The sequence below is a fragment of the Microbacterium alkaliflavum genome (genome assembly GCF_044325405.1).
In the GTDB taxonomy this organism is placed as follows: domain Bacteria; phylum Actinomycetota; class Actinomycetes; order Actinomycetales; family Microbacteriaceae; genus Microbacterium; species Microbacterium alkaliflavum.
Genome location: NZ_JBIQWL010000005.1, coordinates 166,699 through 184,997, shown reverse-complemented (window position 1 = coordinate 184,997; position 18,299 = coordinate 166,699). Strand labels below are relative to the sequence as shown.

Below are 18,299 nucleotides of genomic sequence, written 5' to 3'. Positions count from 1 at the left end.
GTAGCCCCGCGGCGTTTCCCGGGGATTACGGCGTCAGCGGTCGGCGTGGACGATGAGCCACTGCGCGACGGCGTCGTCGGTGCCCGTGTTGTGGATGCGGTGGGGCCGCGAGCACGGATAGCTGATGGCGTCGCCGGGGCGGAGGACGACCCGTTCCTCGTCGAAGTCGATCGTCAGCTCGCCCGAGATCACCGTGCCGACCTCGTAGCCGTCGTGGCGGAAGAGGTCGTCGTCGGCGTGCGCCGTGCTCCCCGGCGGGTAGGTCGACTCGAAGTAGTCGACGCCGGGAGTCCGTCCGGGCGAGAGTCGGCGGAAGGTGACGCCGCTGTCGAGGACGACGCTCGACGAGTGCTCCGCGCGCTGAAGGGCGAAGCCGGAGGCCGTCGCGGCGACCTCGGCCACGACGTCGTCACGGCCGTCGAAGACGGCCGCGAGGGGCACTCCGAGAGCATCCGTGATCGCGATGAGCCGCGAGACGCTCGGATTGAGAACGCCCCGCTCGATCTGCGAGACGGCGCTCGGCGAGATGCCGAGGGCCGTCGCGAGGGCGCGTGCCGACATGCCCTGCTGCTTGCGCAGACGTCGCAGGCGCGCACCCACGTCCGAGCGCGATCCGAGCTCGGCGGGCGTATCGACGCCCGCCGCCGAGTCGGTCGCGTGAGCCATGCCTGCATCCTATGGGCGCGGTTCCGCTCGGCCCGAAGTGCCGGAACGGTGCCGTCATTCGTGAAGTGGCAACTTCACAAGGGCGTTACATGAGCGAAACCAGGAACAAATCGTGAAGCAATAGCTTCACATCAGCACCACCAGGCCGCGGACTCCACGTCGTGGTCATCTCCATGACCCGGGCACCCGCCCGCTCCCACCTGGAAGGCACTGCTCATGACCCCTCCCGAAGAGTCCGCGCCGATCGCGGCGCCGCTCACCAAACCGCAGGACATCGTCGAAGCGGCGGGACACCCCGTCGGCTCGGGCAACATGAAGCCGGAGTACGACCCCCGCCTCGCGAACGAAGACCTCGCCCCGCTGCGCAAGCAGAAGTGGACCTGGTACAACATCTTCGCGTTCTGGATGTCGGACGTGCACTCCGTCGGCGGCTACGTCACGGCCGGATCGCTCTTCGCGCTCGGCATCGCGGCGTGGCAGGTGCTCGTGGCGCTCATCATCGGCATCGTCATCGTGCAGGTCTTCACGAACCTCGTCGCGAAGCCGAGCCAGAAGACCGGCGTGCCCTACCCGGTCGTGAACCGGGCGATCTTCGGCGTGAGGGGTGCGAACATCCCCGCCATCATCCGCGGGCTCATCGCGATCGCCTGGTACGGCGTGCAGACCTTTCTGGCAGCCGAGTCGCTCAACATCATCTTCCTGAAGTTCATGCCGGGCTCGGAAGCGCTGCTGGAGCCGTCCTTCCTCGGGCTCTCGGCGCTCGGCTGGATCTCCTATTCGATCCTGTGGGTGGCGCAGGTCGCCCTCTTCTGGAACGGCATGGAGGTCATCCGCCGCTTCATCGACTGGGCGGGCCCGGCCGTGTACGTCGTGATGATCCTCCTCGCCGTCTACCTCGTGTCGCAGGCCGGCTGGGAGAACATCGACTTCAACCTGTCGGAGCCGGGCAGCGAACCCAGCGGATTCTGGGGCACCATCGGGCTCATGGCGATGGCCATCGGCATCGTCGTGTCGTACTTCTCCGGGCCGATGCTGAACTTCGGCGACTTCGCCCGCTACGGCAAGTCGTTCAAGCAGGTCAGGCGCGGCAACTTCTGGGGCCTGCCGGTCAACTTCCTCTTCTTCTCGCTCCTGACCGTCATCACGGCGGCAGCCACGGTGCCGGTGTTCGGCGAGCTGATCGTCGACCCCATCCACACCGTCCAGGCGATCGACACGCCGTTCGCGATCCTCCTCGGCGGGCTGACGTTCGTCACGGCGACCGTCGGCATCAACATCGTCGCGAACTTCATCTCGCCGGCGTTCGACTTCTCGAACGTCGCGCCGCACCGCATCTCCTGGCGGATGGGCGGCATGATCGCCGCCGTCGGCTCGGTCTTCCTCATGCCGTGGAACTGGTACAGCAACGCCACCGCGATCCACTACTCGCTGGGCCTCCTCGCGGCGCTCATCGGACCGCTGTTCGGCCTGCTCATCGCCGGCTACTACGTCGCGGCGCGACAGCGCATCAAGGTCGACGAGATGTTCACCCTGTCGACGACGGGTGCGTACTGGTACCGCAAGGGCTACAACCCCAACGCGATCAAGACGCTGCTGTGGGCGGGCATCCCGACGATCATCCTCGCGATCTTCCCCAAGATGTTCGCGGACATGGGCCTGTTCGACGTCTCGTGGATCGGCAATTTCACATGGTTCATCGGCTGCGGGCTCGGTTACGGATTCTTCGTCCTCTTCGAGAAGCTCGACCCGAGAGTGCCGACGTTCGCGGGCGAGACGGCGGGCATCTCGGACGGCACGTTCGACGGCGCCGCGAAGACGGATGCCTCGGAGCCGCCCGCGATCTCGACCGAGATCCCCGTCGTGCGGGAGACCGGCGCGTGAGGATCACCCTCGTCAACCCCAACACCTCCCGGGCGATGACCGCGAAGATCGCGGCCGCCGCCCGGGAGGTCGCGGGGCCCGGGGTCGAGATCGCCGCCGTGTGCCCCGAGCGCGGTCCGGCCGCGATCGAGAGCCATCTCGACGAGGCGTACGCGGCGGTCGCCGTCGTCGAGCTCATCGAGCAGGACCTGTGTGCCGGCGGCAGCGACGCGTACGTGATCGCGTGCTTCGGCGATCCGGGGCTCGACGCGGCCCGCGAGCTCGTCGACGTGCCCGTCGTCGGCATCGCCGAGGCGGCCATGCACGTCGCGGCGATCGCGGGGCGCTCGTTCGGCGTCGTCACGACCCTCGGCCGCACCCTCGGTCGCGCGCAGGACCTCGTGGAGCGGTACGGGATGGCCCGGGCCTGCGTCTCGCTGGCGGGCTCGGGCATCCCGGTGCTCGACCTGGAGGACGCGGGATCCGCGGCAGTCGAGACGATCACCGGCCTGTGCGCCGACGCCGTCGCCGGTGGTGCCGACGTCATCGTGCTGGGCTGCGCCGGCATGGCCGACCTCTGCCACGCGATCTCGGCCCGCATCGGGGTGCCGGTCGTCGACGGTGTCGCCGCGGCGGTGGGCCTCGCGGCCGGCATGGCGCGCATGGGGGTCGGCACGAGCAAACGCGACGAGTACGCCGCTCCGCCGCGCCGGCCCCAGCCGGTCCGACCGGGGGAGGAGAACCGAGCTGCGGAGGAGCCGCACGCGGGATCGGTCCTCCCTTCGTCGAATCCGCTCCGCTCCTCCGCGCCAGGGGAGGGTGCGCCGGCAGGAACGCGGGAAACACCCGGGAAACGCGCCGACGTTACCGTGAGCGCATGACCCGTCCCACCTCGCTCGCCGCGCGCCGCGCATTCATCGACGGCGCATGGACGCCCGCGACCTTGCGCATCGAGGACGGCGTCATCGCCGGGATCGATCCGTTCGATCCGGGCGCCGACGAGGCCGTGCCCGACGATGCCGTGCTCCTCCCTGGTCTGGTGGATTCGCACGTGCACCTCGACGAACCGGGCCGCACCGAGTGGGAGGGCTTCGCGACGGGCACCGCCGCGGCCGCGGCGGGCGGCGTCACGACGGTGTTCGACATGCCGCTCAACTCGGTGCCCGTCACGACGACCGTCCAGGCGCTCGCCGCCAAGCGCTCCGCCGCAGCCGGCAAGCTCGCCGTCGACGTCGGATACTGGGGCGGCGCCGTGCCCGAGAACCTCGGCACGCTGCAAGCGCTGTGGGACGCGGGCGTCGTCGGCTTCAAGTGCTTCCTCTCACCCTCGGGCATCGACGAGTTCGGCCATCTCGACGCCGCGCAGCTCGAGGCCGCGCTCGCCGAGATCGCGGAGTTCGACGGCGTGCTCATCGCGCACGCCGAGGATCCGGCCCACCTGCACGCCGACGGTCCGCTGGGCCGCCGCTATGCCGATTTCCTCGCCTCCCGACCGCCGGCGAGCGAGAAGGCGGCGATCCGGCTCGTGATCGAGGCATCCCGTCGCACGGGCGCCCGGGCGCACATCGTGCACGTCTCCGACGGCACCGCTCTCGATGCCGTGCGGGCGGCGAAGGCGGCGGGCGTGCGGCTCACCATCGAGACGTGCCCGCACTACCTCACCCTGCGTGCGGAGGACGTGCCCGACGGGGATGCCGCGTTCAAGTGCTGTCCGCCGATCCGCGACTCCGCCAACCAGGACCTCCTGTGGGCCGGCGTCCTCGACGGCACGATCGACGCGATCGTGAGCGACCACTCGCCCTCGACGCGCGCGCTCAAGGAGCAGGGCGGCGGCGACTTCGGCCTCGCCTGGGGCGGCATCTCAGGCCTGCAGACGGGGCTCGCGGCCGTGTGGACCGAGGCGCGGAGGCGCGGCATCCCGCTCGAATCCCTGCTGCCGCTGTTCACGACGGGTCCCGCGCGCATCGCCGGGCTCGGCGGGCTCGGGCGCATCACCGTCGGTGAGCCGGCGCACCTCGCGGTCTTCCGGCCGGAGGCGCCGTTCACGGTCGACGCCGATCGGCTCGAGTACCGCAACAAGCTCTCCCCGTGGCACGGCGCGACGCTTCACGGCGTCGTCACCGACACGTACGTGCACGGCGTGCTCGCCTACCGCGACGGCGTCGTCGAACGCGCCGGCCGTGAGATCGTGGCCGTGCCCGCCCTCGCCGACGAAGGAGCCGCGTGACCGTCGAGATCCTGCAGCCCGGCACGGGGGAGCTCCCCGGCGACCACTACCTGCCGTCGACCCCCGACACGGTGCTCTGGGGGCGGCTTCCATGCGCGACGGATGCCGCTGTCCTGACGATCTCGTCCGGTGAGACGGTGACGATCGACACCGTGAGTCACGAGGGCGTGCTCGAAGACCAGGGCAAGGACCCGCTCGCGTACTTCGGCGGGCACGGTGTCGACGCATCGTCGGTGCTCGACGACGCCGTCGCAATCGCCGCGACGCTGTCGCGCGATCCCGCCGCCGACGGGCCGCACATCGTCACGGGGCCGATCCGCATCGAGGGCGCCGAGCCCGGCGATCTGCTCAAGATCACCGTCGACAAGCTCGTGCCGCGCGTGCCGTACGGCGTCATCTCGAACCGCCACGGCAAGGGCGCGCTCGTCGGCGTCCTGCCGCGCAGCGAGGGGAGCGTCAGCGTCTTCGCCCCCGTCGAGGAGCGGGACGCGGGGCTCGTCGGCGTGCTGCCGGTCACGCACGGCGGCCGGCGCCTCGTGGAGTTCCCGCTCGCCCCCTTCCTCGGCACGATGGGCGTGGCCGTCGCCTCGCACGAGAGACCGCACTCCGTGCCTCCCGGCGCGCACGGCGGCAACATCGACATCAAGCTCCTCGTCGAGGGCGCCGTGCTCTACCTCCCGGTGCAGGTCGCGGGCGCTCTGGCGTACGTCGGCGACCCGCATTTCGCGCAGGGCGACGGCGAGGTCGCGCTCACGGCGCTCGAGGCATCCCTCCGCGCGACGCTGCGGTTCGACGTCGTGCCGCGGGCCGAGGCGGTACGCGAGTTCGGCGAGGTCGCCGGACCCCTCGTGCGCACGGACGAGTACCTCGTGCCGACGGGTCTCGACCCCGACCTCGACGAGGCGATGCGCAAGTGCGTCCGCGCCGCGATCGAGCTCATCTCGGCGCGCTGGGGCATGGACGAGCACCTCGCCTACGCGTACCTCAGCGCCGCGACCGACTTCGACATCTCGCAGGTCGTCGACATCGTGTGCGGCATCCACGCCCGCATCCGCGAGGCGGACTTCGAGGCGGTGCCGCGTGGCTGAGATCCCCGACGACCTGTTCACGGCGTTCGAGGACTACGAGCGCGCGATCCTCTCGAACGACCTCGACGCGCTCGACGCCGCCTTCGCGCCGGGACCGCAAACCCTGCGCGGCGACGCCGCCGGCCTCCTTGTGGGCCACGACGCGATCAGTGCCTTCCGCGGCGTGCGCGGGGGCGTTCCGCCGCGCACGATCGAGCGGGTCGAATACCGGCCGTTGGGGAGGGATGCCGCGCTTCTCGTCTCCGTGTCGCACTACCTCGAAGGCGGCACAGGCCTGCAGACACAGCTCTGGGAGCGCGTCGACGGTCGCTGGCTCATCACCGCGGCGCACGTGACGGGGCGCGCCCAGGCGCTCGATCGGTCGGTGTGGCGCACCGTCGGCGACCCGCTCTACCAGGGCGCGTGGGAGGGGCCGCTGGCGGGCCTCACGGTCGCCGTCAAAGACCTCTTCGCGATCAAGGGCTACCGCGTCGGGGCGGGCAATCCGACGTTCCTCGACTCCGCGAAGGCCGAGACCACGACGGCGCCGGCCGTCTCGGATCTGCTGCGGGGCGGAGCATCCCTCCGCGGCATCGCCCGCACCGACGAGTTCGCCTACAGCATCGCCGGCGACAACGCGCACTACGGCACTCCGCCCAACGGCGCCCTGCCCGGCGCGCTGCCGGGCGGCTCGTCGAGCGGACCGGCCTCGGCCGTCGCGACCGGCCAGGCCGAGATCGGGCTCGCGACCGACACCGCAGGGTCGATCCGCGTGCCGGCGTCGTACCAGGGACTCTGGGGTCTGCGCACGACCCACGGGCTCGTGCCGCGGCAGGGGCTCCTCCCGCTCGCGCAGTCGTTCGACACGGTGGGGTGGCTCACGCGCGACAGCGCGACGCTGCAGCGCGTCGTCGACTGGTGTCTCAGCTACGACGGCTCCGCGTCGACCGAGAGCGTCTACGGCGCCTCGGATGCCGAGCTGCCGTGGCGGCTCCTCATCCCGCAGGAGACGCTCGCTGCGAGCGAGCCCGAGACGCTCGCGGCGTTCGACGCATTCCTCGTCCGGATCGCGGCGTCCGACGATCCTCCGACGCTCGCGCGGATCGAGATCGGCGCCCTCCACGACTACTACGAGCCCTTCCGCACGGTGCAGGCCGCGGAGGCGTGGCGCAACAACGGCGAGTGGCTGGCCGCGCATCCGGATGCCACGGGTCCCGCCGTCGCCGAGCGGTTCCGGTTCGCCGCCGGCATCACCGCCGAGGCCGAGGCATCCGCCCGCTCCGCCCTCGAGCCGCTGCGCGAGCGCCTCCACGCGCTCGTCGCAAGCTCCGTGCTGATGTTCCCGACCGTGCCGGGGCCGGCGCCGATGCGCACGCACGGCGGAGCTCGCGTCGATGCCGTGAGGCAGGCGACGCTGCGCATGACGGCGCCGGCCGCCGTCGGCGGGCTCCCTTCCGTCTCCGCGCCGCTGCTGACCGTGCCGTCGCAGCTCGGCCCCGCGCCCGTCGGTGTCGCGCTCGTGTCGCGCGCGGGCACCGACGTCGCGCTCGTCCGCCTCGCCCGTCGCCTCGCGCGCCTCGTCGCCGACCCGACCTCACCGGAGAACTCATGACCCCCGGCCCCATCGATCCGCCCGCGCGACTGCTCATGGGCCCCGGCCCGATCTCGGCCTACCCGAGCGTGCTGCGCGCGATGTCGGCACCGCTCGTCGGCCAGTACGACCCGTTCATGACGGCGACGATGGCCGAGACGCAGGAGCTGTACCGCGGCGTGTGGGCGACGGCGAACGATGCGACGCTGCTGATCGACGGCACGTCGCGCGCCGGCATCGAAGCGGCCCTCGTCTCACTCATCCGCCCCGGCGACCGCGTGCTCGTTCCCGTCTTCGGGCGCTTCGGGCACCTGCTGGCCGAGATCGCCGAGCGTGCGATGGCCGAGGTGCACACGATCGAGACCGAATGGGGTCAGGTCTTCCCGCCGTCGGTGGTCGAGGAGGCGATCGTCCGCGTCAAGCCCGCCGTGCTCGCCCTCGTGCAGGGCGACACGTCGACGACGATGAATCAGCCGCTCGATGAGATCGGTGCGATCTGCGCCCGCCACGGCGTGCTGTTCTACACCGACGCGACGGCCTCGCTCGGCGGCAACGCCTTCGAGGCCGACGCCTGGGGGGTGGATGCCGCGACCGCCGGGCTGCAGAAGTGCCTCGGGGGTCCCTCGGGGTCGGCCCCCCTCACTCTTTCCGACCGCGCCGTCGAGGTCGTGCAAGCGCGCAAAAAGGTCGAGGCGGGCATCCGGGAGCCCGGCGATCCGTCCTCGCCCGACTTCGTGCGCTCCAACTACTTCGATCTCGGCATGATCCTCGACTACTGGGGCCCGCGCCGCCTCAATCACCACACCGAGGCGACATCGATGCTCTACGCGGCGCGCGAGTGCGCGCGGCTCATCCTGCTCGAAGGCCGCGACGCCGTCATCGCGCGGCACGAGCTCGCCGGCCGCGCGATGCTCGAAGGGGTCGAGGCGCTGGGGCTGACCGTGTTCGGCGACGTCGCGCACAAGATGAACAACGTCGTCGCGGTTCTCATCCCCGACGGCGTGCCCGGGGATGCCGCGCGCGCGGCGCTGCTCGACGACTTCGGCATCGAGATCGGCACGTCGTTCGGACCCCTCCACGGTCGCGTGTGGCGCATCGGCACGATGGGCTACAACGCGCGCAAGGACGCCGTGCTCACGACCCTCGCCGCGCTCGAGGCCGTGCTCGCGCGCTGCGGCGTGGCCGTGCCGGCGGGCGGCGGCGTCGAGGCGGCGGCCGGGGTGTACGCGGGGGCGGCGTGAACGCGGGGCGCGGCGTGAGCCCGCGCCTCGAGACCACGCCCGACCACATCGCGACATCGGCCCGGCGGGTCATGGCGCGCTGCGACGAGCTCGCGCGGGTCTCGTCGGCGCGCGGACGCATCGAGCGCGTCTACCTCTCGCCCGAGCACGCCCGGGTCAACCGGCTCGCGGCGGAGTGGATGCGGGAGCTCGGCATGACCACGTGGCAGGATGCCGCGGGCAACCAGTTCGGCCGGCTCCAGGCATCCACTCCCGACGCGCCGGCGCTCCTCATCGGCTCGCACCTCGACACCGTGCCCGACGCGGGCCGCTTCGACGGCATCGTCGGCGTGCTGATCGGGCTCGAGGTCGTGCGACTGCTGCGCGTCGCGGGACCGGACGGCTCGTGGCGCTCGCCGCTGCCCTTCGCGATCGAGGTCGCGGCGTTCTCCGACGAGGAGGGCGTGCGCTTCGGCAAGGCGCTGCTCGGCTCGTCGGCCGCGGGCGGCGTGTGGAACGACGAGTGGTGGGCGCTGACGGACGCCGACGGCACGACCGTGCGCGAGGCGTTCCTCGACTTCGGCCTCGACCCCGGTCGTCTCGGCGAGGCCGCGCGGCGCCCGGCGGAGCTCGTCGGCTACCTCGAAGCGCACATCGAGCAGGGTCCCGAGCTCGACCGCCGCGGCGAGTCCCTCGCCGTCGTGTCGTCGATCGCCTCGGCGCGGCGCTTCCAGCTCATCGTGGAGGGCGAGGCGAGACACGCGGGCGGCACTCCGTACGACGTGCGGCGCGACGCCCTGCTCGGTGCGTCGGAGGCCGCACTCGCCGTCGAGGCGATCTGCCGCGCCGAGCACCACATCATCGGCACGGTCGGGCAGCTCGAGGCCTTCCCGCGCGCCATCAACGTCGTGCCGGGTGAGGCGCGGCTCTCGCTCGATCTGCGCGGCGAGTTCGACGGCGAGCGCGACCGCGTGTGGGACGCGATCGCCCGCGAGCTCGACGCCATCATGGGCCGCCGCGGGCTGCGCTGGGCGGCCCGGGAGGTGCACAACGCGCCCGCCGTGTTCTGCGCGCCGCTCCTCCAGGACGTCATCCGCGAGGGCATCGCCGCGACCGCGCCGATCGAGCCGCCGCCCACTCTGTTCAGCCCCGCGGGGCACGACGGCATGGCGATCGGCGCGATCACCGACGTCGGGATGCTGTTCCTCCGCAACCCCGACGGCATCAGCCACCACCCCGACGAGTCGGTCTCGGCCGCCGATGTCGGCCTCGGCATCCGCGCGCTCGCCGAGGCCGTGCTGCACCTCGCGGCCGAGCCCTCCTGACCAGCCCTCCCGAAACCACCATCTGTTGCGCGAAACCACCTTCACGGGAAGGTGGTTTCGCGCAACAGATGGTGGTCTCGCGCTAGCGGGTCTCGCCCTTCATGCCCATGCGGGTCAGGACGACGCTCTCGGCCACCTGCACGATGTTGTAGAGCACGAGGGTGATGAGGGTGATGATCGCGATCGCGCCCCACAGCTGCGCGAACTGCGCCTGCGCGTTGAACTTGAGGATCGCGCCGCCGATGCCGAGCCCGGTCGACAGCCATTCGGCCAGCAGCGCGCCGGTCACGGCCGCCGGCACCGAGACGCGCGCCGCGGCGAAGACCGACGGCATGGCGCCCGGGAGGTTGACCTTGCGCATCGCCATGGGCCGGTTGCCGCCGAAGACGTGCACGACGTCGAGGCTCTGCCGGCTCGCGCGGCTCAGCCCGAACAGCACGTTCGCGAGCGCCGGGAAGAGCACGACGATCGTGCCGATGACCGCGACGGATGCCGTCGTGCCGCGTCCCGTGATGAGGATGATGACGGGCGCGATCGACACGAGCGGGATCGTGCGCAGCAGCAGCACGAGCGGCATGACGCCGGCCTCGACCGACTTCGACAGGCTGAACGCGATGGCCAGGACGATCGCGACGAGCATGCCCACGACGAATCCGATCGCCGAGTCGGCGAGCGTCTGCCACACGAGCGGGAACAGCACGGCGCGGTGCGCGGCGGCATCCTCGTCGGCGAACAGATGGTTCCAGACGTCGAGCGGGCCTTTCGCGACGTAGGGCGAGATGCCCGTGAGGCTCACGACCGCCTGCCACAGCACGAGGAGCACGACGAGGGTGATGAGCGCGTTGCCGAGGGCGCGCAGCACGGCCTTCGAGACGGCGCGGCGTCGGTCGGCGCGCAGGCGCGCCTGCGCCGCGGCGTCTGCGGCGAGCACGAGCTGCGCCGTCGGTGCGGCGGGCGGGTGGGCGGTGTGGACGGGCTCGGCCTTCGGTGTCATGACGGCCTCCCGGCGACCCAGGGCGTGACGAATCTGACGAGCAGCCCCACGAGGCCGTAGGCGACGAGCGCGAAGACGCCGCAGAGGAGGAACACCGACCACACCCCCGCGGAGTCGAGCTGCCCCTGCAGCCGGATGAGCGTAGGCCCGACTCCCGCCGTGATCGAGCCGAGGTACTCGCCGAGCACGGCGCCGAGGAAGGCGGTCGGCACGGCGATCTGCAGCGCGTTGAGGATCGACGGGAGGGCTGCGATGAGCCTGACCTTCACGAGCTGCGTCCACGCGCTGCCGCCGAAGACCCGCACGACGTCGAGCGAGGCCTTGTCGGCCGAGGCGAAGCCCAGGATCGACCCGACGACCGTCGTGAAGACGCACACGATCGCGGCGAGGAAGATCGCCGTCGCGGACGGGTCGCCGGGGTTCTTCGCCCCGCCCACGACGACGACCGAGATGCCGCCGATCGCGACGATCGGCAGGCAGTACGTCACGACCGCGATCTGCGTGATGAGCGTCTCGAGCCGGGGGAGCAGCAGCACGAGGGTCGCGAGGACGAGCGCGATGCCGTTGCCCCACGCGTAGCCGATCGCGGCCGCCGTGATCGTGGGCTGGAAGACGTTCCAGGCGCCGAGGATGTTGCCTTGCACGAACAGCCAGTCGAAGACCGCGAAGGGCGAGGGCACCGGGGTGAAGGTCGTCCCCTCCTGCGGCTGGAAGGCGAGGACGGAGAACACCCCCCACACAACGACGAGCCCGACACCGCCGATGAGCGCCGCGGCCCAGCCGGGAAGGCGCATGCCTAGGCCTCCGCCTCGGCCCGGCCGTCGACGCCGAACAGCAGCTCGGAAGCGCGGTCGACGAGAGCGTGGAACTCGGGCGTGCGCATCATCTCGGGCGTCCGCGGACGCGGCAGGGCGACCTCGATGATCTCCTTGATGCGTCCGGGGCGGGGCGACATGACCGCGACCCGGTCGGCGAGGAAGATCGCCTCGCTGATCCCGTGCGTCACGAGAAGTGTCGTGGCGGGCTTCTCCGTCCAGATCCGCAGGAGCTCGAGGTTGAGGTTCTGCCGCGTCATGTCGTCGAGCGCGCCGAACGGCTCGTCGAGGAGGAGCACCGAGGGCTTCAGCACGAGCGCGCGGGCGATCGACGCGCGCTGACGCATGCCGCCCGACAGCTGCGCAGGCTTCGCGCTCGCGAAGTCCTTGAGGCCGACGAGCTCGATGAGCTCGTCGACGTAGTCCTTGTCGACGGGGCGTCCCGCGACCTCGAACGGCAGCTCGATGTTCTTGCGGATGCTCCGCCACGGCAGCAGCGCGTGATCCTGGAACGCGATTCCGAGCTCGCTGCCGGCGCGCATCTGATCGGGCGTTTCGCCGTCGACGAGCACCGTGCCGGTCGAGGGATGCTCCAGCGCCGCGAGGATGCGCAGGATCGTCGACTTGCCGCAGCCGGAAGGACCGAGGAGGGCCAGGAATGAGCCCTTCTCGGTGTGCAGGTCGGTTCCCTGCAGCGCGAGCAGAGACTTCCCGCCGCGCAGCGAGAACGACTTCGATACGCCTGTGATCTGGATGCCGGTACCCGTGAGGGCACCGGCATCCAGGTTCTCCGAAATGGTCATGATCCCTACGGGAGGTAGTCCTTGAGCTCGGGCTGCTCTTCGTAGATCTCGTCGATGATCGACGTGTCGAAGAGCTGGTCCGCCTTGAGATCCCAGCCGGATGCCTTGAGCGAGGCGAGGGTCTGCTTCTGAAGGTCGTCCGAGATGGTGAACAGGCCGTTCGCCTGCGTCTCGTCGGTCGAGATCAGGAGCTTCTCCGCCTCGATCGCCTTCGCCGTCTTCTCGGGGTCGAGGTCGCCGAACGTGAGGTCTCCCGCGGCCGCCGAGTCGTTGTAGTGCTTCACGACGACGTCGACGGTGTCGGTCGTCTCGGCCTGGAAGACATCGGTCCAGCCCTTGATCTCGGCGATGAGGAAGGCCTTCAGGAGGTCCTTGTTCTCCGCGAGGTACTGGTCGGTCACGGTGAAGGTCTCGGCGACGTACGGCAGGCCGTTCTCGGCGTAGGCCAGGTTGGTGACGGGGTAGCCGGACAGCTCGACGGTGATCGCCTCGTTCGTCAGGTAGGCCATGAAGCCGTCGACCTCGCCGTTGATGAGCGGCGTCGGGTCGAAGTCGACCGGGACGATCGTGAGCTCGCTCTCGTCGATGCCGTTCGCCGCGAGCAGCGCCTTGAAGACGGAGGCGTTGGAGTCCTGCACGCCGATCTTCTTGCCGATGAGGTCTTCGGGCGTCTCGATGTTCGCGCCGTTCTGGAGCGAGAGGATCGTGAAGGGGTTCTTCTGGAACGTCGTGCCGATGATCTTCAGCGGCGCGTCCTGCTCGGCGACGGCGGCGCCGACCGACGCGGCGTCGCTCAGAGCGACCTGGACCGAGCCGGACAGAAGCTTCGCGACCCCCGTGTCGGGGCCGGCGACGCCCGTCACCTCGGAGAAGCCGGCCTCGTCGTAGTAGCCCTTGTCGTAGGCGTAGAACTCGCCCGCGAACTCCTCGTTCTTGATCCACGAGTACTGCACGCTGATGTCGCCGTACGAGGCGGCCGCGCCGGCGCTGGGCGCCGCGGAGCCGCTGCCCGAGGCGCAGGCGCCGAGAAGGAGGCTGGATGCCGCAAGGCCGACTGCGAGTGCGAGGAGCCGTCCGCGCCGGCCACGGCGCGGGGATTTGCTGTGTGATGCCATCGGGAGACCCTCCAAAGGGTGGATGCTGTGCGCCCGACGCTATTCCCGCCACGTTTCCGCAGGGCCGCCGCGGTGTTTCGGGGGTGTGACACTCAGGATGATGGGATGTCGGACTCAGGGTCGCGGCATCCGCGAGCCCTGCGCAGCCCTCCAGACGCGATCGCGCGAGAAGGGCTGCTCGTACACGCGGGTGCCGAGCGCGCGCGAGATCGCGTTGCCGATCGCGGGGGCGACGGGGTTGTACGGCGACTCGCTCATCGACTTCGCGCCGAACGGTCCGAGGTCGTCGCTCGTCGACGCGAAGTACACCTCGGTCACCGGGACGTCGGCCATCTGCGGCACGCGGTACTGGCGGAAGACCGGGTTCACGACGTGCCCGTCCTCGACGAGCACCTCCTCGTACAGTGCGCTGCCGATGCCCTGCGCTGCCCCGCCCTCGACCTGCCCGCGGCACTGCGCGGGATTCATGACGAAGCCGGCGTCGGCGGCCTGCACCGACTGCAGCACTTTCACGGCGCCCGTGTCGGGATCGACCGCGACGCGCGCCGCGTGCACGTTGAAGACGAGCGACCGGAGGTCGCCGAATTCGCGACCGTCGGCGACGAGACCGTGCTCGTCGCGCTCGGCGGCCGGAGCCGCCGCGACGATGCGATCGAAGCCGACGAGCCCCGCTCGGGTGCGCACGCCGTCGGCCGTCAGCACGGCGCCCTCGGGGCTCGAGCCGGTCAGCGACGCCGCGATCTGCAGCATCCGCCCGCGCAGCGAGACGCACGCCGCGTGCAGCGCCTTGCCGGCGACGGTGATGCCGGCCGACGCGAACGCGCCCGTGTCGTGGCGCACGACGTCGGTGTCGGAGCTGCGCAGCACGAGCCGGTCGAACGGGGCCTCGAGCACGGTCGTGGCGATCTGCCGGTGCACGGTCGTCGTGCCGTTTCCGAACTCGGCCGTCCCGACGGCGAGCACGTAGGTGCCGTCGGGGCGGAGCGTCGCGGTCGTGTGCGCGATATGGCCGCCCGGCGCCATCGTCGACAGCATCCCGAGCGCCATACCCTCGCCGACGAGCCAGCCGTCGGGCGCCTTCACGCCGTTGCCCCGACGCAGCGCCGTCTCGGCGAGGTCGAGGCACTGGTCGAGGCCGTAGCTGCCCCAGACGAGGTCCTCCTCCCAGTCGTCGTCGGTCTCGTGCAGCGGGTCGCCCCCCTGCACGACGTTGCGCCGGCGCAGCTCGAACGGGTCGAGGTCCAGGCGCTCGGCCAGGAGGTCCATCGCCGACTCGATGCCCAGGATCACCTGCCCCAGGCCGTAGCCCCGAAACGCTCCGGAGGGCACGTTGTTCGTGTACACGACCTCCGCGTCGACCCGCTTGATCGGGCACTTGTAGACGGCGATCGACTCGGCGCAGCCGTGGAACAGGACGCCGATCGAATGGTTGCCATACGCGCCGGTGTCGCTGAGCACGTCGACCTTCATCGCCGTGAGCACGCCCTCCTGCGTCGCGCCCAGCGAGACCGAGACGCGCATGGGATGCCGCACCGACGCGCGGCGGAACTCGTCGGCGCGCGAGAACTCGTACGAGACGGGCCGACCCGTGCGCAGCACGGCGAGGGCGACGAGGTCTTCCGTGAAGATCTCCTGCTTGCCGCCGAACCCGCCGCCGAGGCGGGTCGCGAAGACGCGCACGCGGTCGGGCGGGAGGTCGAACAGGCGCGCGAGCTCGTCGCGGGTGAGGAACGGCACCTGCGTGCTGGAGCGGATGACGAGCCGGTCGTCGTCGTCGAGCCAGCCGATCGAGCCGTGCGTCTCGAGCTGCGCGTGCGTCACACGCTGCGTCTGCCATGTGCCCGAGGCCGTGACCTCGCTGTCGGCGAGGGCGGCGTCGACATCACCCCCGAAGCCGTCGTGCAGCCCGGCGATGACGTTTCGGGATGCCTCGGCCACGCGGTCGTCGGGCGTGAGTTCGGGATGGATGATCGGCGCTCCGGGGCGGCGGGCCGACTCGGGGTCGAAGACGGCGGGGAGCGCGTCGTACTCCACGTGGATGAGCCGCAGCGCCTCCTCGGCGGCGGCGCTCGTCTCGGCGACGACGGCGGCGACCCGCTGTCCGACGTGGCGCACGACGTCGTCGAGCAGGCGCGTGTCGTCGGGGTCGTCCTCGCGATGCTCGTGCCGAGCCGTCGAGTATCGGTCGCGCGGGACGTCTTCGTGCGTGAAGACGGCGACGACGCCGGGCACGGCGCGGGCCGCCGACGCGTCGATCGCCGTGATCCGCGCGTGCGCATGCGGTGATCCGAGCACGCGAAGCACGAGCGCGCCGGGGATGGTCGTGTCGAAGGTGAACGGCTCGAGGCCCTGCACGATCCGCCGGCCCGCCTCGGGGCGGGCCGAGCTTCCCACCCGGTCGTCGCGGGGGCGGGTCTCGCGCACCGGTCCCAGCACGGCCTCCGTGATCGCTTCGCGGATCGGACGGTAGCCCGTGCATCGGCACAGGCTCCCCTTCATGCGGCGATCGAGGTCGGGCAGGTCGTCGGGCGTGAGCGTCGAGGCCGTGACGCTCATGCCGGGCGTGCAGAACCCGCACTGGAAGCCGAAGTGCCGGGCGAGCGCCTCCTGCACGGGGTGGAGGTCGTCGCCGGGGGCGAGTCCCGCCGCCGTCGTGACCTCGGCGCCCTCGGCCCGCACGGCGGGGATGATGCAGGAGTGCACGGGCTTGCCGTCGAGGATGACGGCGCACGCCCCGCAGTCGCCCGCGTCGCAGCCCTTCTTCACCTCGTGGTGTCCCTGCTCGCGCAGGAGTGTGCGCAGGCACTGTCCGGGCCGCGGGTCGGCGTCGAGAGACTCGCCGTTGACCTCGAGCCTCATGCCGCAAGCTCCCTGCGGACGCGCTCGGCGAGCACTCCTGCGACGCCGCGGCGCCAGTCGGCGGCGCCGAGCGGATCGGAGTAGTAGCCGGCCGCCTCCGCGACATGCTGCGCGAGCGTGTCAGCCGTGGGGAGCGCGGGATACCGCAGCACGACCGGGACCAGTGTCGCCGCCGTGATTCCGAAGACGGCGGAGCCGTCGGCATCCACCCGCCCCGTCACGACGGCACCCGATCGGCCGAGCTCGGCGAGGGCGATCTTGTGCAGCAGCGCTCTCGATCGGAGCGCCGCGGCCGGCAGGAGGATCGCCCGCAGCACTTCGCCCGGTGTGAGGCTGTTGGTGCCGTTGCCCGTGATGAGGTCGGCGACGGCGAGGCGGCGCTCCTCGCCGTCGGGCGTCCAGACGATCGCGACGCCGTCGAGCGCGGTCGCGAGGGCGACCATCGACGCCGCGGCGAACGAGCGGCACACGTTGCCGCCGACCGTCGCGGTGTTCCAGATCTTGAACGACGCCAGCAGCGCGTTCGCGGCGTCGGGGATGATCGCCGCCGCCGTCCACTCGGCCGGCCGCTCGCTGCTGTGCGCCCAGGCGACGAGCTCGGCGATCGTGCAGGTCGCGCCGATGCGCAGGCCCTCGTCGGTGACCTCGAGCGCCGGCCAGCCCATGGTCGTGAGATCGACGAAGCCGGTCGTGTCGGGCTGCGGCTCGCTCATGAGCCACGTGCCGCCCGCGAGGAACGTCTCGCCGTCGGCGAGGGTGAGATCGACGCGGTTCCGCGCCTTGCGGTAGCTCGTGATCGTGTCGATGTCCACGGGATGCCGCATCAGAGCCGGGCGGCGAGGGCGCGCGATGCGGCGGCGACCTCCTCCGCGATGACGGGTTCCTCGGCCGACGTGAGTGCGCCCTCCTCGACGATCGCGCGTCCGCCGACGTAGAGGCGGTGCAGCGGGGGGAGGGCGCCGAGGCCGAGGGCGGCGACGGGGTCGAGGATGCCGGCGTGCTCGACGCCGTCCACGCGCCACACCGCGATGTCGGCGACCTTGCCGGGCTCGAGCGAGCCGAGCTCGGCGTCACGTCCGAGCACACGTGCCCCGCCGATCGTCGCGATGCGCAGGCCGTCGCGGACGCTGAACGAGTCGGCACCCGTGCGCAGCCGGTTCATGAGAACGGCCTCGCGGATCTCGATGCCGAGCTGACCCGACTCATTCGACGCGGCGCCGTCCACGCCGAGCCCCACCGGTACCCCGGCGCGGAGGAGATCGTGAACGGGTGCGATGCCGGCCGCCAGCCGGGCGTTGGAGGAGGGACAGTGCGCGACGCCCGTGCCGGTTGCGGCATATCTTGCGATCGCCGTGTCGTCGAGGTGCACGCCGTGCGCCATCCAGACGTCGTCGCCGAGCCAGCCGAGGTCTTCCAGGTGCTGCGTCGGCGTCTTCCCGAACTTCTCGGCGCAGTACGCGTCCTCCTCGACGGTCTCCGAGGCGTGCGTGTGCAGCCGCACCCCGAGCGACCGGGCGAGCACGGCAGCCTCGCGCAGCAGGTCGGTCGTCACCGAGAACGGCGAGCACGGCGCGATCGCGATCTGCACGGGCGAGCCGAACGACGGGTCGTGCCAGCGCTCGACCGCCTCCTGAGAGGCCGCCAGCGCGGCATCCGTCGTCTCGACCGCGAAATCGGGAGGCAGGCCGCCCTGCGAGGCGCCGAGGTCCATCGAGCCGCGCGTCGCGTGCAGTCGCACGCCGACGCGCGCCGCCGAC

General features: G+C 71.3%; 15 protein-coding genes. 7 read left to right on the top strand and 8 right to left on the bottom strand.

Annotated features, from left to right (window positions below; translation table 11 throughout):
• Positions 1-33: 33 nt before the first annotated feature.
• Positions 34-666 carry a helix-turn-helix domain-containing protein gene (locus tag ACH3VR_RS15130; protein WP_397557148.1) on the bottom strand — a complete coding sequence of 211 codons (633 nt, stop codon included), beginning with the start codon at positions 664-666 and terminating at the stop codon, positions 34-36.
• A 216-nt stretch (positions 667-882) separates the two neighbouring features.
• Between ACH3VR_RS15130 and ACH3VR_RS15125 the strand changes: the two genes are divergently transcribed.
• From ACH3VR_RS15125 to ACH3VR_RS15095, 7 genes are read left to right on the top strand one after another with little or no spacing between them, the layout of a single operon-like run.
• Positions 883-2,547, top strand: a complete 1,665-nt coding sequence (locus ACH3VR_RS15125) for an NCS1 family nucleobase:cation symporter-1 (RefSeq protein ID WP_397557147.1) — start codon at positions 883-885, stop codon at positions 2,545-2,547.
• Positions 2,544-3,407: an aspartate/glutamate racemase family protein gene (locus tag ACH3VR_RS15120; RefSeq protein ID WP_397557146.1), complete on the top strand. Its 864-nt coding sequence runs from the start codon at positions 2,544-2,546 to the stop codon at positions 3,405-3,407. The genes ACH3VR_RS15125 and ACH3VR_RS15120 overlap by 4 nt, the downstream gene beginning before the upstream one ends.
• Positions 3,404-4,753, top strand: coding sequence for an allantoinase AllB (gene allB, locus ACH3VR_RS15115; RefSeq protein WP_397557145.1), 1,350 nt, complete (start codon positions 3,404-3,406; stop codon positions 4,751-4,753). The genes ACH3VR_RS15120 and allB overlap by 4 nt, the downstream gene beginning before the upstream one ends.
• A complete protein-coding gene (locus ACH3VR_RS15110) occupies positions 4,750-5,841 on the top strand; it encodes an acetamidase/formamidase family protein (protein ID WP_397557144.1) in 1,092 nt (363 codons plus the stop codon). Before allB ends, ACH3VR_RS15110 begins: the two co-directional genes overlap by 4 nt.
• Positions 5,834-7,432 (top strand): AtzH-like domain-containing protein, encoded by a 1,599-nt coding sequence (locus ACH3VR_RS15105; protein WP_397557143.1) that lies wholly within the window; start codon positions 5,834-5,836, stop codon positions 7,430-7,432. Before ACH3VR_RS15110 ends, ACH3VR_RS15105 begins: the two co-directional genes overlap by 8 nt.
• Positions 7,429-8,652, top strand: coding sequence for a pyridoxal-phosphate-dependent aminotransferase family protein (locus tag ACH3VR_RS15100; protein ID WP_397557142.1), 1,224 nt, complete (start codon positions 7,429-7,431; stop codon positions 8,650-8,652). Before ACH3VR_RS15105 ends, ACH3VR_RS15100 begins: the two co-directional genes overlap by 4 nt.
• A gap of 14 nt (positions 8,653-8,666) precedes the next feature.
• Positions 8,667-9,956, top strand: coding sequence for an allantoate amidohydrolase (locus tag ACH3VR_RS15095; protein WP_397557141.1), 1,290 nt, complete (start codon positions 8,667-8,669; stop codon positions 9,954-9,956).
• A gap of 82 nt (positions 9,957-10,038) precedes the next feature.
• On the opposite strand, the gene ACH3VR_RS15090 is transcribed toward ACH3VR_RS15095, so the two are convergent.
• The 7 genes from ACH3VR_RS15090 to ACH3VR_RS15060 all read right to left on the bottom strand — a co-directional run.
• Positions 10,039-10,950 carry an ABC transporter permease gene (locus ACH3VR_RS15090; protein ID WP_397557140.1) on the bottom strand — a complete coding sequence of 304 codons (912 nt, stop codon included), beginning with the start codon at positions 10,948-10,950 and terminating at the stop codon, positions 10,039-10,041.
• Positions 10,947-11,744 carry an ABC transporter permease gene (locus tag ACH3VR_RS15085; protein ID WP_397557139.1) on the bottom strand — a complete coding sequence of 266 codons (798 nt, stop codon included), beginning with the start codon at positions 11,742-11,744 and terminating at the stop codon, positions 10,947-10,949. Before ACH3VR_RS15085 ends, ACH3VR_RS15090 begins: the two co-directional genes overlap by 4 nt.
• A gap of 2 nt (positions 11,745-11,746) precedes the next feature.
• Complete coding sequence (locus ACH3VR_RS15080; RefSeq protein WP_397557138.1) at positions 11,747-12,568, bottom strand: ABC transporter ATP-binding protein; 822 nt, start codon at positions 12,566-12,568, stop codon at positions 11,747-11,749.
• A 5-nt stretch (positions 12,569-12,573) separates the two neighbouring features.
• Complete coding sequence (locus ACH3VR_RS15075; RefSeq protein WP_397557137.1) at positions 12,574-13,683, bottom strand: ABC transporter substrate-binding protein; 1,110 nt, start codon at positions 13,681-13,683, stop codon at positions 12,574-12,576.
• 114 nt (positions 13,684-13,797) lie between these two features.
• The gene (locus ACH3VR_RS15070; protein WP_397557136.1) at positions 13,798-16,542 is read right to left on the bottom strand and encodes a molybdopterin-dependent oxidoreductase; all 2,745 of its coding nucleotides are present in this window, start codon (positions 16,540-16,542) and stop codon (positions 13,798-13,800) included.
• Complete coding sequence (locus ACH3VR_RS15065) at positions 16,539-17,354, bottom strand: FAD binding domain-containing protein (protein WP_397557135.1); 816 nt, start codon at positions 17,352-17,354, stop codon at positions 16,539-16,541. Before ACH3VR_RS15065 ends, ACH3VR_RS15070 begins: the two co-directional genes overlap by 4 nt.
• Before the next feature lie 11 nt (positions 17,355-17,365).
• The coding region (locus ACH3VR_RS15060; RefSeq protein WP_397557134.1) for an amidohydrolase family protein at positions 17,366-18,299 on the bottom strand (934 nt) is incomplete at its 5' end.

Excerpts from the sequence above, each read along its gene's own strand:
- ACH3VR_RS15130 (WP_397557148.1), bottom strand. The coding sequence starts at position 666 with ATGGCTCACGCGACCGACTCGGCGGCGGGCGTCGATACGCCCGCCGAG.
- ACH3VR_RS15125 (WP_397557147.1), top strand. The coding sequence starts at position 883 with ATGACCCCTCCCGAAGAGTCCGCGCCGATCGCGGCGCCGCTCACCAAA.
- allB (WP_397557145.1), top strand. The coding sequence starts at position 3,404 with ATGACCCGTCCCACCTCGCTCGCCGCGCGCCGCGCATTCATCGACGGC.
- ACH3VR_RS15100 (WP_397557142.1), top strand. The coding sequence starts at position 7,429 with ATGACCCCCGGCCCCATCGATCCGCCCGCGCGACTGCTCATGGGCCCC.
- ACH3VR_RS15090 (WP_397557140.1), bottom strand. The coding sequence starts at position 10,950 with ATGACACCGAAGGCCGAGCCCGTCCACACCGCCCACCCGCCCGCCGCA.
- ACH3VR_RS15085 (WP_397557139.1), bottom strand. The coding sequence starts at position 11,744 with ATGCGCCTTCCCGGCTGGGCCGCGGCGCTCATCGGCGGTGTCGGGCTC.
- ACH3VR_RS15080 (WP_397557138.1), bottom strand. The coding sequence starts at position 12,568 with ATGACCATTTCGGAGAACCTGGATGCCGGTGCCCTCACGGGTACCGGC.
- ACH3VR_RS15075 (WP_397557137.1), bottom strand. The coding sequence starts at position 13,683 with ATGGCATCACACAGCAAATCCCCGCGCCGTGGCCGGCGCGGACGGCTC.
- ACH3VR_RS15070 (WP_397557136.1), bottom strand. The coding sequence starts at position 16,542 with ATGAGGCTCGAGGTCAACGGCGAGTCTCTCGACGCCGACCCGCGGCCC.